Consider the following 14,337-nt stretch of genomic DNA (forward strand, 5'->3'; position numbering starts at 1 on the left):
GCGCTGTCCGTGCCTTTGGCACAAACGGAAGGAAGAGAAATTGAAGTGGGATGAATTTTCCGAATGGGGCCGTCGTGCCGCAGATTGGGCAGAAGAGTATCACGGTACAATCCGCGATCGGCCGGTGCGGGCGCAATCGCAGCCGGGTGATGTGCTGAACGCCTTGCCTGCATCCGCGCCCGAGTCTCCGGAAGACATGGAAGACGTGTTCAAAGACTTTGAACAGATCGTGATGCCGGGCATGACCCATTGGCAGCACCCCCGGTTCTTTGCCTACTTCCCGACCAATGCAACGCCCGCATCGGTGCTGGCCGAATACATGATCGCCAACCTGTCGGCGCAATGCATGTTGTGGCAGACCTCACCCGCGGCAACCGAGCTGGAAACCCGGGTGCTGGATTGGTTGCGTCAGGCAATGGGGCTTCCCGATGCATTCTCAGGCGTCATCCAAGACAGCGCCAGCGGCGCAACGCTTGCCGCGGTTCTGACAATGCGAGAGCGCGCGTTGAAATGGCGGGGCAACAGCGAAGGGCTGCCGGGGCAGAAACCGCTGCGGGTCTATGCGTCGCGCGAAGTTCACACCTCGATTGATCGGGCGATCTGGATATCTGGCATCGGCGAGGCCAATTTGGTTCGCATCCCGATCATTGGTGAAAACCGCGCCATGGACCCCGCTGCGCTAGAAGCCGCAATTGTTGCGGATAAGGCGAATGGCATGATTCCGGCCGGAATTGTCGCCTGTGTTGGTGGCACTGGCACAGGCGCAACCGACGACATCGCCGCCGTGAGTGCAATCGCCAAACGAAATGATCTCTATCTGCATGTCGATGCGGCCTGGGCCGGTAACGCGATGATATGCCCCGAATTCCAACCCATGTGGGCGGGTGCAGAAGAGGCAGACTCGATCGTCTTTAATCCTTACAAATGGATTGGCGGGCAGTTTGATGGATCGGTGCATTTTGTTCGCTCACCCGAGGATCTAACGCGCACGCTGGCGATCAGCCCAGAGTATCTAAAGACCCACGGCAAGGATGGGATTGTCAATTATTCGGAATGGTCGGTGCCGCTGGGTCGTCGGTTCCGGGCGCTGAAACTGTGGTTCCTGATCCGGGCCTATGGGCTGGAGGGGCTGCGCAGCCGCATCCGCAATCATGTGACCTGGTCGCGAGCGTTACACGACAAGCTGGGTGCTGTTCCGGGTTTTGAGATCGTCACCAAGCCTATGTGGTCGCTATGGACGTTTCGCTATGCGCCCGAGGGCGCGACGGATCTGGATGATCTGAACCTGCGGCTGGTCACTGCCATCAATGACGACGGGCGCATTTACCTGACCCAGACTCGTGTTGATGGTGTGTTGGCCATTCGTTTCCAGGCGGGTCATTTTGAGGCAACCGAAGAAGATGTGATGATGGCCTATGATGTCATCACCGAGATTGCACGGGGGCTAAACTGATGCGTTTTGCGACCTATTCCGTTGATGGGCAGAGTTTCTACGGCGCGGTAGCGGACGAGGGCATGATTGCCCTGTCGCCAGATTTCCCCAACTGGCCCACATTGCGTGAGGTGATCGAGGCGGATGGGCTGCACCTACTGGCGGTTGCGGCGCAGGGGCGCGATGTGACCCATGCCAGCGGCAGTTTTCAGTATCAGATCCCGATCCCCGCGCCCGAGAAAATCATCTGTGTGGGTGTCAATTTCCCCGCCCGCAATGCCGAGTACAAGGACGGGCAAGAGGCCCCGCCCAACATGTCGCTGTTCATCCGCTTTCCCGGCTCGTTTAGCGGAGCCGAGCAGCCACTGATCCGACCGCCGGAAACGCCGCAATTGGATTACGAAGGCGAGATTGCCATTGTGATTGGCAAAGGCGGGCGGCGGATTTCGCAGGCGGATGCCTATGACCATATCTCCGCGATTACCCTGTGCAACGAAGGCACTCTGCGCGACTGGGTGCGGCACGCTAAGTTCAACGTGACACAGGGAAAAAACTGGGATCAATCGGGGGCGATGGGACCACATTTGGTGCCCTTTACCGCGCCCGCACAGTTGGATGACATCCGGTTGACGACTCATGTGAATGGCGAGCTGCGTCAGGATGATCGCACCAGCCGGATGCTGTTCCCGATCCGCCGTCAAATCGAATATATCTCGACCTTTTGCACCCTCAAACCCGGCGATGTGATCGTGACTGGAACCCCCACTGGGGCCGGTGCGCGGTTTGATCCGCCTCGGTTCCTGAAGCCCGGTGACGTGATCGAGGTAGAGGCCGAAGGCATTGGCAAGCTGATGAACACGGTAAAGGACGAGGCATGACTCCGGACCAACACAGCGAGGCGGCTGAGGCCCTGTTTCAGGCCGAAGTCTCGGGGCAGCAATGCGGGCTGCTGTCACTGCGCTATCCGGGGATGACGCTGGATGATGCCTATGCGGTGCAAAAGGCATTGATTGCGCGCAAACTGGCTGAGGGACGGCGCAAGATTGGTTGGAAGATCGGACTGACCAGCCGGGCAATGCAGGATACGCTGAAAATCGACACGCCAGACAGCGGCGTGTTGCTGGATGATATGCTGTTTGAAAACGGCGCAACCGTGCCCGCGGGGCGGTTTATTCAACCGCGGATCGAGGCCGAGATTGCGTTCCTCATGAAGGCCCCGCTGGCTGGAGAGCACTGCACGCGCGCGGATGTTTTGGAGGCAACCGAGTGGGTTGTGCCCTCGTTGGAGATTTTAGACACCCGCATCCAGCGCGCAGACGCCGCCACTGGCAAGGCGCGGATTATCACCGATACCATCAGTGACAATGCGGCCAATGCGGGGATTGTGCTAGGCGCGGAACGTCACGCCGTGGATTCCCATGACCTTCGTTGGGTTGGCGCGATTGTCAGCCGAGATGGTACGGTTGAGGAAACCGGGTTGGGGGCTGGGGTGCTGAATGATCCGGTGACATCCGTCTTGTGGCTGGCGCGGCGGATGGCGAGCTATGGACAACAGATCGAGGCCGGAGATATCGTTTTGTCCGGGTCGTTTATTCGCCCCATCGAGTGCCCACCGGGCAGTGAAATCTCCGCCGATTTTGGCCCATTTGGGTCTGTTGATATTGCTTTTGCCTGAAAGGGTTTCTTATGGCTGCTCCGAAAAACACGTTTAAACAGGCGCTTGCGTCCGGTCAGCGCCAGATTGGTTGCTGGATGAGCTTTGCCGAGGCCGCTACCGCCGAGGTGATGGGCACGGCCGGGTTTGACTGGTTGGTAATTGATGGCGAGCACGGGCCAAATGACATCCGTTCGATCCGCGATCAGCTGGTGGCACTTGCGGCATCCGATAGCCATCCGGTGGTGCGGGTGCCAGTGGGCGAGACTTGGATTATCAAGCAGGCACTGGACGCTGGGGCGCAGACGGTTTTGATTCCGATGGTGGAAAGTGCTGAACAGGCACGCGACATTGTGCGGGCCTGCCAGTATCCGCCACATGGCACCCGCGGGGTTGGCGCAACGGCTGCGCGAGCCACGATGTTTGGGTCGGTCAGTGACTATGTGAAAACCGCAGATCAGGAGATTTGCGTGTTGTTGCAGGTGGAAAATCGAGCGGGCATTGCGGCGCTGGATGAAATTTTAGAGGTCGAGAGCGTGGACGGTGTGTTTATCGGCCCGGCGGACCTGTCGACCGACATGGGGTTTCAGGGCAATTCGGCCCATCCCGAAGTGCAGGCGGTGATCAAAGACGCGCTGAGCCGGATCAAGGCAGCAGGCAAAGCGCCCGGCGTGCTGGGCATCGGAGAAGACGCCATTCAGGGCTATGCCGACATGGATGCTCAGTTTCTGGCAGTTGGGATTGATGTGCTGATACTGGCGCAGGGCGCGCGGGCGCTGGCTTCGCGGTGGCAAGCCCAATAGGGCCACGAGGTCTGAGTTGCTTCAAGGTTAGCGACTGACCTTGGGGAGGTGCGAAGCGCCTTCCCGGGGGGAAGGCCAGGCGCGCCCGGCTTATTGGCCGGGCACGGTATTTCCAGCTTTGGTCGCCGTCACCGCAGCTCCATGCCCTCGGGCCAGCTGAGGGTGGTTTCTAGGCTGATCTTGCGGGTCTCACCCGGCTCCATGTCCAAATCCCAGGCCAGAATACCACGACGTTTGTCCAGGTTTTCCTCGGATGGGTGCGGCGTGGCGGACCAGGTGATTTCCAGATCTTCCTGCTCGGTATAGGGCACGCGATCACGAATTTGCAGCGGCCAAGTCTGATCGGTCAGGTTTTCGATTTCAATCTCAACCTGTTGCACCTGCTCGTTGCTGCGCGAGATGATACCGCGGCCACCCTCGTTCTGCCCCAAAACATCGCGGCGGATTTTCAGGCCGTCGATGGGACCAAATCCGATTTCACCCTCTTCGCCTGCGGCGAGACCTTCGAAACTCCGCTCTCCGATGAAGACGCCATCAATATAACGCGCCGCATATTCTACTGAAAGAAGCTCTTCGGCGGTTGAGTTGGTAAATTCAACAACGCGGTAAGCGGCTTCGTCACGCATTGGAACGGCTCGGGCGGTGATCTCACCCGGTTCGCTGAGCACATCCAGTTCCAAACGCATGATATCCGCACCCGACGCAATTGATACTAGTTCCCCATACACATAGGTCACGCCGGGACCGTCAGAATCGGAAGACCACCGGGATACCGACCCTTCTACAATGACCGGAGCTTCCATTACAGGTTCGGAATATGCCCCCATTTCAGATTGTGGAGGCTCTGGCTGCGGCTCCTCGATTCGGCGCTGGCGTGTGTGCAGCTTGCTAGGCTCGATCTGTCCGATTGGCTCCACCGTCGACAAAACCAGAGTGACATCGGTCCAGTTTTCGCCAGTTTCCTGCTGCAAATAGGCCGCTCTCTCGATTGTCAGCTGCGGAGCATCGCCGGTTTCCAACCTAAAGTCATAAACCGGAGCCCAAAAACTCTCGCCACCATCAAGATAGTTCAGAACGATTTCTCCATCGCTGGCCTCATCTGCCTCGACCTCGACCGCGATATACAAACGATCTTCGGTTTCCAGGTCGATGGCTTCCAGCATTTGTTCAGCTGCGGCAAGCTCCTCTTCCAGAGCAAGCAGTTGGCGCTCAATTTGACGGGCTTCAATCTCGGCGTCCAGGACAGCCTGCCCGGCGGATTCGGCCTCGGCAGAGATCATCTGAGCAATGTCACGCAAGGTATCGGGACCTGCCTGGGCCAACCCTTCGTTTTCGCCTAGCTGTTGCAGAAATCCGATCGAGACCTCGGCGGCCTCTCCTTTGAGACCGGCACGTGTGGCGTCGTCCCTGACCGCCTGCATGCGATGTTCGATCTCCTCAACACGCGCCTCCGCCTCCGCGACCCTTGGATCGCCAATCTTTTGCGGAAGCGCATATTCATCTCGGAACACCGTGCCGATCTGGCGGGCTCCTGTCAGATCAATGCGCAGGGTTTCGAGTTCGGCGGTATCTGGCACGCTTTGGATAACCAGTCGATGTTTACCCGCCGGGATCTGAAATGCAGCGGTCCGGGTGATGGCTGCACTGTCGGGATACATGGTGACTGTGGTCACTGCGCTGGGAACGGGGATGGTATCGGCCCAGGCTGCAGTGGCGGATAGGGCTACCAATAGGGAAAGTGAAAAACGCATGGAAAACCTCAATAAATTCTGAGGCTAACCTTGCAAGGTCATGACTTTAAATCAAGTCTTGTAAGGGCGGGCCGTAACGCCTTGTCCCAGACAAGAAAAAACCCAAGGAAGCAACCCGAAAGCTCCCCTGGGCTTGTTCATCTGAACCTGACCGCCTGCTCTTGTTTTTATTATTGGCCTGCGATTGTTTTGTTGGTCTGTTCAGTTTTTGACTGTCCCGATTTTTGTTTGTTTTCGTACCGGTCTATTTTGGTCTGCCGGTTTTGAAACTCTTTAGGCTGTCTTTGTGCCCCGGATCTCTTCGAATTTGGAGGTAAGTTCGGCTGAAGGAAATCCGAGATAGCGGCAAGAGCAGATATCTACGTTGCTGTAGGCGTCTCTTAGACGGACGCGATTATCAACCTGCTTGAGATAGAAACCCTTGCTTTTCAGGCGACGACGCAAGTCAAACCAGCTGCATGCCTTGGCGAATTCTTCATAGAGATACATCCGTAGCGAAATGCCCATTTCACTGTCCCAACGATTGGTGGCACGAGCGCTAGCCCAGGCAGATTGCTTGAAGGTAACGTCTTGAATTTCTTGTTTTATGCTATGCTTGGCAAACATGACCGTCTCCTTCGTTATAGTGTGTCTCTATGCATATTAATTTAGCGTGAAAGACTACCAGCGGTCGATACGTGCAAAGGGCGATGGTGCCCCTCTTTGGAAGATAGCGCTGACCTAAAGGATAGTCTGGGATGTGTCTTTAGGCGTAAACCACCGGATTTTCATAACAATTTTAGTGATCTTCCTTCACAAACACCCTGACCAAGAGGAAACACCGCGAAGCGGCCCAGAGTTCCATCCACTGCGGTTTGCTTTGTGTGACTATGTCATCGAGAGTTTTTGATACAGGTTGATGAAATAGAGTTGTCAGAAATATTATTTATCTCGTTCTTATCTCAGCAATACGGCTGTTGGTGTGTACCTTGCAAAGGGGGGCTTTTTGTCCGCACCGCTGTCCAGTACGACTTACACGCATGGCCCCCAAAAGAAAAAACACAAGAAAGCAACCCGAAAGCTTCCTTGTGTCTTTGATTGCATGAATACCGAACCTATTGTTATTGCTCTTGTGGCCGGTCTTTGTGGTATTCAACTGTCCCGTATTACGCCGATCTACTACTTCTTGTTATTGTTATTGTCGATTTTTAGGGGGTTAAGCCGCGACCGCCTCACGTAATGTCACGAACTTGGAATTGAGCTGTTTTGAAGGGAAGCCCAGAAAACGGCAGGAGCAGATGTCTACGTTGCTGTAAGCGTCTCTTAGACGGACGCTTGTTTCGCCTTGCTTCAAATAGAAGCCCTTGCCTTTTAGACGACGACGCAAGTCAAACCAACTCCGAGCCTTGATAAACTCTTCATATAGGTAGCTCCGCAGCGATACTGCCATTTCGGTGTCCAGCTCTTTTTTTGTTGTTTTTGCACTGGCCCATGCGGATTGCTTGAATGTTACGTCTTGTAGTTCCTGTTCTATGCTATGCTTGGCGAACATAACGTGTTCCTCCGAAACTAATTACCTGTAACTTTAAATTAGCCTCAAATATGCACCTTTACCATTCGTGCAAAAGACCAAGGGGCCCCTCTTTCGAGGTGCCCCTTGTCCAAAAGGATAGGTCGGCTTAGCCCTTCTTGAGAACTTCACGTCCCAAAAGTTCAGCAATCTGCACTGCATTCAGGGCAGCACCTTTGCGCAGGTTGTCGGAAACACACCATAGATTCAAACCGTTATCGATTGTGCTGTCCTGACGGATACGGCTGATGAAGGTGGCAAAGTCGCCAACACATTCCAGAGGTGTGACATAGCCACCATCTTCGCGTTTATCGATCACCATGATGCCTGGCGACTCACGTAGGATGTCGCGGGCCTCGTCTTCATCCAGGAAATCTTCGAATTCGATGTTGATGGATTCCGCGTGGCCGACAAAGACTGGGACGCGGACACAGGTAGCTGTGACCTTAATCGCCTTGTCAACAATCTTCTTGGTTTCAGCGACCATCTTCCACTCTTCTTTGGTGGAGCCATCGTCCAGGAACACATCGATGTGCGGGATGACGTTGAACGCGATCTGCTTAGTGTAGACCTTGGGTTCAACTTCCTGACCGGGGACATATACGCCCTTGGTCTGGTTCCACAGCTCATCAATCGCATCTTTGCCCGAGCCGGAGACCGACTGGTAAGTCGAGACAACAACTCGTTTGATCTTGGCGCGGTCATGCAGAGGCTTCAGTGCCACAACCATCTGCGCGGTCGAGCAGTTGGGGTTGGCGATGATATTCTTCTTGGCATAGCCGTGAACAGCCTCGGGGTTCACCTCGGGCACGATCAACGGAACGTCCGGATCATAGCGGTACAGCGACGAGTTATCGATCACCACACAGCCTGCAGCCGCGGCCTTGGGTGCGTACTGTTTAGTCGCGTCGGAGCCTACGGCGAACAGAGCCATGTCCCAACCGGTGAAATCAAAGGTATCCAGGTCCAGGGTTTTCAAAGTTCGCTCACCAAAGCTGACCTCAGTTCCCAATGATCTTCTGCTTGCCACAACGGCAAGTTCATCAACTGGAAACTGGCGCTCAGCCAGGATATTCAGCATTTCACGGCCCACGTTGCCCGTGGCGCCGACGATTACGACGCGATAACCCATATGATCTCTCCAAATAAAAACCGGTCCTATGACCGGCTGCGATTCCTTATCGGGAAATACCCCTGCCGGAAAGGTCAGAAGCGTCAAAGGCCTTGGCTAGGTGCAGATAAGTGACTTTGTGCCTAATAACTGTGCAATCCCGTGATTGCGTCCCATGGCGAGCCCATAGATCTGGTCGCAAAATCAACTTGTCTGTTGCTGGATGAGCAGCGAAGGTTGGGCATGGCAACAGACAGCTTTTATAAGAACCTGCCGTTTGCAACGCAGTTTTTCGATCTTGCACAAGCCAAGACTTACACCCCACTGCCAAGCGACTGGCTGGTTGGATGCTGCGACATTGTCAGCTCAACCGGGCTGATCGCAGACGGGCGATACAAGACTGTTAATATGATCGGGGCTTCGGTCATATCTGCATTGACCAACGCAATGCTTGGGCGTGTCTTTCCATATGTGTTTGGCGGCGATGGGGCCTCTTTTGCTGTGCCCGCTGATGAAGAGGCCATCTGTCGTGACGTATTATCGAACCTGCGCAGCTGGGTATCTTCTGAGTTTGATGTCGAGTTGCGCGCGGCCCTATTACCTGTTGCAAGAATTCACGCCGAGGGATTGGAGGTCAGCGTGGCGCGCCATGCAGTTTCAGACTTGGTGGACTATGCGATGTTTAATGGTGGCGGGTTAAGCTGGGCAGATCGGCAAATGAAGGCCGGTGTCTTTTCCATCCAGCCTGCCGAACATTTCACGCCCCCAGATTTGACCGGTCTTTCTTGTCGGTGGAGCAATATCAAGGCGCAGCATGGTTCGATTTTGTCGCTGGTGATGCTGCCCGTTCAGGAAAAAGGCAGCCCGACATTTTCCAAGATCGTGGCCGAGGTGCTCACATTGGCGCGTCAGCTTGATCGGAGCGGCCATCCTGTTCCAACCAAAGGTCCGCCACTTGGGTATCCGCCACCAGGATTGTCGCTTGAATCACATATGTCACGGGGGAGAGTGCCCCATATACTAAGAACTCTTCGGTTGTTGCTGAACACAGCGGTGGCCGGGCTGATGTTCTGGAGCGGTCGCAGATTTGGGTCATTTGATCCTGGCCACTATCGCACAATGCTGAGCGTCAACTCAGATTTCCGCAAGTTTGATGATGGATTGAAGATGACGCTCGACTGCGATTCACATACGCGCGATCAACTGGTCGACGTGTTGAAACAGGCCAGGGAAGATGGCCATATCCGTTTTGGGGTGCATGAGCAGGAAGAAGCCATGGTCACCTGTATTGTGCCGTCGGCAACGCGGGATGACCATGTGCATTTTGTCGATGGTGCGGCGGGGGGCTATACCCGCGCCGCCGCACAGATCAAGTTGACTGACGTCAAACCTGGCTGAATGATTTCTGTTCAGGGTCAAAGCATTCCAAACCGCCTTCGCCGATATCGGTCCACAACCCATGAAGACTGAGTTCGCCTGACTTCACCCGTTCCTCGATAAACGGGAAGGTCATCAGGTTCTCAAGAGAAGCAACCACCGACTGGCGTTCGAACTGGCGCGCCTGCTGCTCTGGGTCTTCGATATCCGCAACGGTTTCGAACTTGGGTTTCAATATGTCCATCCAGCGACCCACAAAGCTGGTTTTCTCTTCCAGCTGCGGTGCTTCGCCTTTGCACATGTCGATGCAGCCCTGCACACCACCACACTGTGAATGGCCCAAAACGATCAGATGTGAGACCTGAAGTGCCGTCACCGCATATTCAATCGCGGCACTGGTGCCGTGATGGTCGCCATCGGGTTGGAAAGGTGGGACCAAATTAGCGATATTTCTATGGATAAAGAACTCGCCCTGGTCGGCTCCAAAGATCGAAGTGACGTGCACGCGGCTGTCGCAACATGAGATAACCATGGCGCGTGGGCGCTGTCCTTCGGTGGCTAATCGGCGATACCAGCCCTTATTTTCCTCGTAAGAAGTGGCCTTCCATCCGTGATAACGTGTCACAAGATAACTTGGCAGAGGTTTGGCAAAATCCATTTGTCGATCCCTGAGTTTGATAGTCCGGTGGGCTGATACACTGCATTGTTAGCAAATTCGAGGCATTTGATCACCCTGAAGAAACCTTTTGAAAACCAGTAAAGGTCAATTTTGGTCCCGTGCCGTGGGGGTACAGATATTTAGGGTGACCATAGTGGCTAACGTACTTACAGTAATGCACAACGAAACGGTCCGGCTTGATCCGGGCAAACTAAGCGAGCTTTACGCCCAATTGGGTGAGGCAGGCGCCGAAGATGTCGTGTGCCGTGCAATCGAAGAACTGGCAGTGCGGCTTTCGCATTGTGAGCGTCTGTGGCGGCAAGCTGACATGCCAAACCTGCGCAAAAGCTCGCGGTCGCTGATCGCGATTGCGGACCAGATTGGCATGTGTGCCATGGCGGGTGTTGCGCGCGATGTGACTGGCGCAATTGACAGCGAAGACCAGGCCGCGATTTCCGCGACACTGTTCCGGTTGTTGCGGATCGGTGAACGCTCGCTGACGGCAGTTTGGGAACAGCAAGACCTGTCGGTCTGATCAAAACCAAAAACACAGTTGTAAGCAGGGCTTGCAGATAGCGTGGTGCCAGATACTCTGGGGCGATATTGTCCCCACATCCGGAGTATCGTGATGCCGCCTGTCTTTGCCCTGCCTACTGAACAAGCCATTCCTGTTCACATTATCGAACAAGATGGATGTGCAGATTGGTTGGACCAACAACCCCAACAGGTCGCAGACTGGGCACAGGCAAACGGTTTTTCCGCCGCCTGTGGTCAGGTATTGGTGGTTCCGGGGGCCGACGGCAAGCCAAGTATGGCGCTTGCCGGGTACGGCACAGCTGCACAGCGCGCCCGACGTCGATTTGTTATTGCCGGGGCTGCCGAGAAGCTGCCCCAGGGCACCTATTCCATAGCATCAGGACTGGATCAGCAGGCGCTGGAAACCGAGTGCTTTGGCTGGTTGCTCAGCGGTTACCGATTTGATCGTTATCGCGGCCAGGCCGCAAAGGGTGCAGCGCTTGTGGCCCCTGAGGGTGTTGATTCGGCGGCTATTGAATCGCTGGTGGCAGCGGAATGTTTGACCCGTGATCTGATTAATACGCCGTCCTCTGACATGGGGCCAGACGAGCTACAGGCCGCAGCCGAATCCCTGGCCAAGGAATTCAACGCTTCTGTTTCGGTGACACTGGATGAGCAGCTGCTGGATAAGAACCTGCCGATGATCCACGCAGTTGGGCGTGCCTCAGACCGTCGCCCACGCTTAATTGACATGAATTGGGGCTCCACAGGGCCCAAGCTAACGCTGGTTGGCAAAGGCGTCTGTTTTGACACCGGCGGGCTGAACCTGAAGCCCGGTGCCAGCATGGGGTTGATGAAAAAAGACATGGGCGGATCGGCGGCGGTGCTGGGGCTGGCCCGGATGATCATGGCGGCAAACCTGCCAGTGCAGTTGCGGGTCTTGATTCCTGCGGTGGAAAATTCCGTGTCCGGTTCCGCCTTTAGACCCGGCGACATCCTGACTTCGCGCAAGGGTCTGACGGTTGAAATCAACAACACCGACGCGGAAGGCCGACTAGTATTGGCAGATGCATTGGTGCTGGCGGATGAGGGCAAGCCGGATTTGCTTATTTCTATGGCGACACTGACTGGCGCGGCGCGCGTAGCTGTTGGGCCAGATTTGGCGCCCTTTTTCACCGATGACGAACAGGTTGCGACAGCCCTGTCGACCTCGGCCGCACCGATGGCCGATCCGGTTTGGCGACTGCCATTCCACGAGCCCTATGAGGCCAAGATAGAACCCGGAATTGCCGATCTCGACAACGCGCCAGCAGGTGGCTTTGCCGGATCGATCACGGCGGCTTTGTTCCTGCGGCGCTTTGCCGGTGACAGCCGCTATGTGCATTTCGACATATATGGCTGGAACCCAACAGCCGCCCCTGCCCGACCCAAAGGCGGCGCGGGCCAAGGCACACGTGCCTTGTTTGCGGCCCTGCCCGGATTGCTGAACCTATGAACCAAAGCCAGATCACCCAACCTGTTGTTGACTTGTTGCGCGCACCGGATGGCGCCCGTGACCGTCAATTGATTTTGGGGGATCTGGTTGTTGTCAAAGATGAAAGCGATGGCTGGGCGCAGGTCGAGGCCGTGAAAGACGGTTACGCTGGTTATCTACCCAGCAGTTGTCTGGGCCCAATCAATCCTGTCACGCATTGGGTGAGCAGTGCCGCGACACATGTCTATACACAGCCTGATTTCAAATCGCGCGAAACATGTAGCTTAAGTTTGGGCAGCCGGGTGCAGGTTTTGTCCCCAAACGGCCGCTTTGCCCAAACAACAGATGGCTTTGTGCCGACATCCCATCTTGCGCCCATTGGCACCTATTTGGATGATCCGGTTGCAGTGGCAGAACTGTTTCTGGGCACACCTTATCTGTGGGGCGGCAACAGTCGGTTTGGCATCGACTGTTCGGGGCTGGTGCAGGTGGCATTGCTGGCCTGTGGCATCCCCTGCCCCGGCGACACTGGCCCGCAGGAAACATCTTTGGGGAAAGCCTTACCCGAGAAAGCGTTATATCAACGCGGCGATCTGCTGTTCTGGAAAGGCCATGTGGCATTTGTCCGCGACAGTGACACTTTGATCCACGCTAATGTGCACCACATGGCAGTGGCGCTGGAACCTTTGCTGTCGGCTATTGATCGCATTCTGGAACAAGGCGATGGCCCGGTAACATCGCACCGGCGGCTAGCCTAAAAAATAGCCCTGAACTGCGGCTCTACTTTACCGCCCGGATCAGCTGGCGCTCAAGAACCCGCAAGACTGTTTTTAGCTCGTGCCCACGCTTCAGGATTTGCCCGTCCATACTAACAACCGAGTACATGCCCTGCCGCTGACGCAGCTTGGGACGTTTCTCAATCCGATACAGGGGGTGTTCAGCCGTGCGCTTGAAGACAGAAAATACGGCCAATTCACGCAGGCAAGAAATCCCATAATCCCGCCATTCACCAGCAGACACCATGCGCCCATACAGGGACATAATCACCGATAGTTCTCGCCTGTCAAAGGCAACCTGAAGGGGGGCAGATGGGCTTGGAAACGACGGGGTGTGTTGAAAGCTCATGTAATAAGAGTCGCCGCAAACGGCGTATAAATCAAGCCTCTTTGCAAAGTTTGGCAATTCCCGATTGGGATTGCAGAGGTAGTCAGGTCAAGCAGCTCTGACCTGAGATCACCCAAAAGCCAGGGTCTCGGGACAAAGATCCAGGATCTCATCAAAGGCCCGGCGACCAGGCGCTGTGACAATCAGCCCGCGTTTATGACTGTGACGCTGAAGCCATCCAGCCTGTAGCCCATACTCCAAGATTTGCCGACCCAGCGGTCCTGCAACATGGTGCTTACGTTCAGTCCAATCCAAACAAGGGCGGGCAAAGACGTCCCGTGTATCGCCGTCAGGCAAGACCACACCGATGCGGTGCCAATACTCGGATGGAACCGCGCAATATCTTCCTTGCTCTTCGGTCATCATGCCACGCGTGAGAAATGCATTTGTCAAACTCACCGCGAGTGGACCGGCAAGATGGTCATAACAACTGCGAACGGTGGCCAAACTGCCCGCCTTGCGCTGTTGAGCCCGATACAGGCTATCGGCCGGGGCAATGGCAGCCAGTTGTTCAAGCGCCTGTGCAATCTCTGGCCCGGCCAATCTGTGATACACGCAACGGCCGCTTTTTTCGGACAGCACCAACCCCGCGTCTTGCAACATCCGAAGATGTGCCGTGGCGGTTTGCGGGGTAACGCCTGCTGCACTTGCAAGCTCTTTGTTGGTGAAGGCCCGCCCCTCCATCAACTCACACAGCATGCGTGTGCGACTGGCATCACCGATGGCCTGGCCAATAATATCAAATCGTGGAGTTTCCATAGGACGAGTTTAGCCCAATTTACACCGGCTCCATATCGAAAAGACTTCGACCCGTAACGAAGCTTTGAGCAGGCCATTTTGACGCAGAT

Annotated in this window: 15 protein-coding genes; 8 read left to right on the top strand and 7 right to left on the bottom strand. The window is 55.6% G+C overall.

Translation table 11 applies throughout. From position 1 onward, the window contains the following. Positions 1-40 precede the first annotated feature (40 nt). The 4 genes from AC2T28_RS02870 to AC2T28_RS02885 are packed head-to-tail and all read left to right on the top strand — an operon-like array spanning position 41 to position 3,889. The gene (locus AC2T28_RS02870; protein WP_486747435.1) at positions 41-1,453 is read left to right on the top strand and encodes a pyridoxal phosphate-dependent decarboxylase family protein; all 1,413 of its coding nucleotides are present in this window, start codon (positions 41-43) and stop codon (positions 1,451-1,453) included. Further along, a complete protein-coding gene (locus AC2T28_RS02875) occupies positions 1,453-2,310 on the top strand; it encodes a fumarylacetoacetate hydrolase family protein (protein ID WP_486747436.1) in 858 nt (285 codons plus the stop codon). The genes AC2T28_RS02870 and AC2T28_RS02875 overlap by 1 nt, the downstream gene beginning before the upstream one ends. Continuing rightward, positions 2,307-3,107: a 2-oxo-hept-4-ene-1,7-dioate hydratase gene (hpaH, locus tag AC2T28_RS02880; protein WP_486747437.1), complete on the top strand. Its 801-nt coding sequence runs from the start codon at positions 2,307-2,309 to the stop codon at positions 3,105-3,107. The genes AC2T28_RS02875 and hpaH overlap by 4 nt, the downstream gene beginning before the upstream one ends. Positions 3,108-3,118: 11 nt before the next feature. Further along, positions 3,119-3,889: an HpcH/HpaI aldolase family protein gene (locus AC2T28_RS02885; RefSeq protein WP_486747438.1), complete on the top strand. Its 771-nt coding sequence runs from the start codon at positions 3,119-3,121 to the stop codon at positions 3,887-3,889. 128 nt (positions 3,890-4,017) lie between these two features. Here the strand turns inward: AC2T28_RS02885 and AC2T28_RS02890 are convergent, their stop codons facing one another. The 4 genes from AC2T28_RS02890 to AC2T28_RS02905 form a co-directional block, all read right to left on the bottom strand. Continuing rightward, a complete protein-coding gene (locus tag AC2T28_RS02890; RefSeq protein WP_486747439.1) occupies positions 4,018-5,640 on the bottom strand; it encodes a DUF4139 domain-containing protein in 1,623 nt (540 codons plus the stop codon). Between the two features lie 273 nt (positions 5,641-5,913). Beyond that, a complete protein-coding gene (locus AC2T28_RS02895) occupies positions 5,914-6,246 on the bottom strand; it encodes a hypothetical protein (RefSeq protein WP_486747440.1) in 333 nt (110 codons plus the stop codon). 589 nt (positions 6,247-6,835) lie between these two features. Next, positions 6,836-7,171, bottom strand: coding sequence for a hypothetical protein (locus AC2T28_RS02900; RefSeq protein WP_486747441.1), 336 nt, complete (start codon positions 7,169-7,171; stop codon positions 6,836-6,838). 127 nt (positions 7,172-7,298) lie between these two features. Then, positions 7,299-8,321, bottom strand: coding sequence for an aspartate-semialdehyde dehydrogenase (locus tag AC2T28_RS02905; protein WP_486747442.1), 1,023 nt, complete (start codon positions 8,319-8,321; stop codon positions 7,299-7,301). A gap of 222 nt (positions 8,322-8,543) precedes the next feature. Here AC2T28_RS02905 and AC2T28_RS02910 point away from each other — a divergent pair, with 222 nt between their 5' ends. Further along, positions 8,544-9,698: a DUF3095 domain-containing protein gene (locus AC2T28_RS02910; RefSeq protein WP_486747443.1), complete on the top strand. Its 1,155-nt coding sequence runs from the start codon at positions 8,544-8,546 to the stop codon at positions 9,696-9,698. Here the strand turns inward: AC2T28_RS02910 and AC2T28_RS02915 are convergent. Beyond that, positions 9,685-10,335: a carbonic anhydrase gene (locus AC2T28_RS02915; protein WP_486747444.1), complete on the bottom strand. Its 651-nt coding sequence runs from the start codon at positions 10,333-10,335 to the stop codon at positions 9,685-9,687. The two genes, AC2T28_RS02910 and AC2T28_RS02915, sit on opposite strands and share 14 nt — an antisense overlap. 175 nt (positions 10,336-10,510) lie before the next feature. Here AC2T28_RS02915 and AC2T28_RS02920 point away from each other — a divergent pair, with 175 nt between their 5' ends. From AC2T28_RS02920 to AC2T28_RS02930, 3 genes are all read left to right on the top strand, one after another. Then, complete coding sequence (locus tag AC2T28_RS02920; RefSeq protein WP_486748007.1) at positions 10,511-10,870, top strand: hypothetical protein; 360 nt, start codon at positions 10,511-10,513, stop codon at positions 10,868-10,870. 93 nt (positions 10,871-10,963) lie between these two features. Then, entirely contained in the window at positions 10,964-12,346 is a 1,383-nt protein-coding gene (locus AC2T28_RS02925; RefSeq protein ID WP_486747445.1) for a leucyl aminopeptidase family protein, read from the top strand. Continuing rightward, positions 12,343-13,083: a C40 family peptidase gene (locus tag AC2T28_RS02930; RefSeq protein ID WP_486747446.1), complete on the top strand. Its 741-nt coding sequence runs from the start codon at positions 12,343-12,345 to the stop codon at positions 13,081-13,083. The genes AC2T28_RS02925 and AC2T28_RS02930 overlap by 4 nt, the downstream gene beginning before the upstream one ends. A 22-nt stretch (positions 13,084-13,105) precedes the next feature. Here the strand turns inward: AC2T28_RS02930 and AC2T28_RS02935 are convergent, their stop codons facing one another. Then, positions 13,106-13,450, bottom strand: a complete 345-nt coding sequence (locus tag AC2T28_RS02935; protein ID WP_486747447.1) for a DUF2794 domain-containing protein — start codon at positions 13,448-13,450, stop codon at positions 13,106-13,108. A gap of 108 nt (positions 13,451-13,558) precedes the next feature. Then, the gene (locus tag AC2T28_RS02940) at positions 13,559-14,248 is read right to left on the bottom strand and encodes an ArsR/SmtB family transcription factor (RefSeq protein WP_486747448.1); all 690 of its coding nucleotides are present in this window, start codon (positions 14,246-14,248) and stop codon (positions 13,559-13,561) included. Between the last annotated feature and the right edge of the window lie 89 nt (positions 14,249-14,337).

The sequence above is a fragment of the Parasedimentitalea nitratireducens genome, from assembly GCF_057444295.1.

Coding starts and splice junctions, on each gene's coding strand:
- AC2T28_RS02875 (WP_486747436.1), top strand. CDS start 1,453: ATGCGTTTTGCGACCTATTCCGTTGATGGGCAGAGTTTCTACGGCGCG.
- hpaH (WP_486747437.1), top strand. CDS start 2,307: ATGACTCCGGACCAACACAGCGAGGCGGCTGAGGCCCTGTTTCAGGCC.
- AC2T28_RS02885 (WP_486747438.1), top strand. CDS start 3,119: ATGGCTGCTCCGAAAAACACGTTTAAACAGGCGCTTGCGTCCGGTCAG.
- AC2T28_RS02890 (WP_486747439.1), bottom strand. CDS start 5,640: ATGCGTTTTTCACTTTCCCTATTGGTAGCCCTATCCGCCACTGCAGCC.
- AC2T28_RS02895 (WP_486747440.1), bottom strand. CDS start 6,246: ATGTTTGCCAAGCATAGCATAAAACAAGAAATTCAAGACGTTACCTTC.
- AC2T28_RS02900 (WP_486747441.1), bottom strand. CDS start 7,171: ATGTTCGCCAAGCATAGCATAGAACAGGAACTACAAGACGTAACATTC.
- AC2T28_RS02905 (WP_486747442.1), bottom strand. CDS start 8,321: ATGGGTTATCGCGTCGTAATCGTCGGCGCCACGGGCAACGTGGGCCGT.
- AC2T28_RS02910 (WP_486747443.1), top strand. CDS start 8,544: ATGGCAACAGACAGCTTTTATAAGAACCTGCCGTTTGCAACGCAGTTT.
- AC2T28_RS02915 (WP_486747444.1), bottom strand. CDS start 10,335: ATGGATTTTGCCAAACCTCTGCCAAGTTATCTTGTGACACGTTATCAC.
- AC2T28_RS02920 (WP_486748007.1), top strand. CDS start 10,511: ATGCACAACGAAACGGTCCGGCTTGATCCGGGCAAACTAAGCGAGCTT.
- AC2T28_RS02925 (WP_486747445.1), top strand. CDS start 10,964: ATGCCGCCTGTCTTTGCCCTGCCTACTGAACAAGCCATTCCTGTTCAC.
- AC2T28_RS02930 (WP_486747446.1), top strand. CDS start 12,343: ATGAACCAAAGCCAGATCACCCAACCTGTTGTTGACTTGTTGCGCGCA.
- AC2T28_RS02935 (WP_486747447.1), bottom strand. CDS start 13,450: ATGAGCTTTCAACACACCCCGTCGTTTCCAAGCCCATCTGCCCCCCTT.
- AC2T28_RS02940 (WP_486747448.1), bottom strand. CDS start 14,248: ATGGAAACTCCACGATTTGATATTATTGGCCAGGCCATCGGTGATGCC.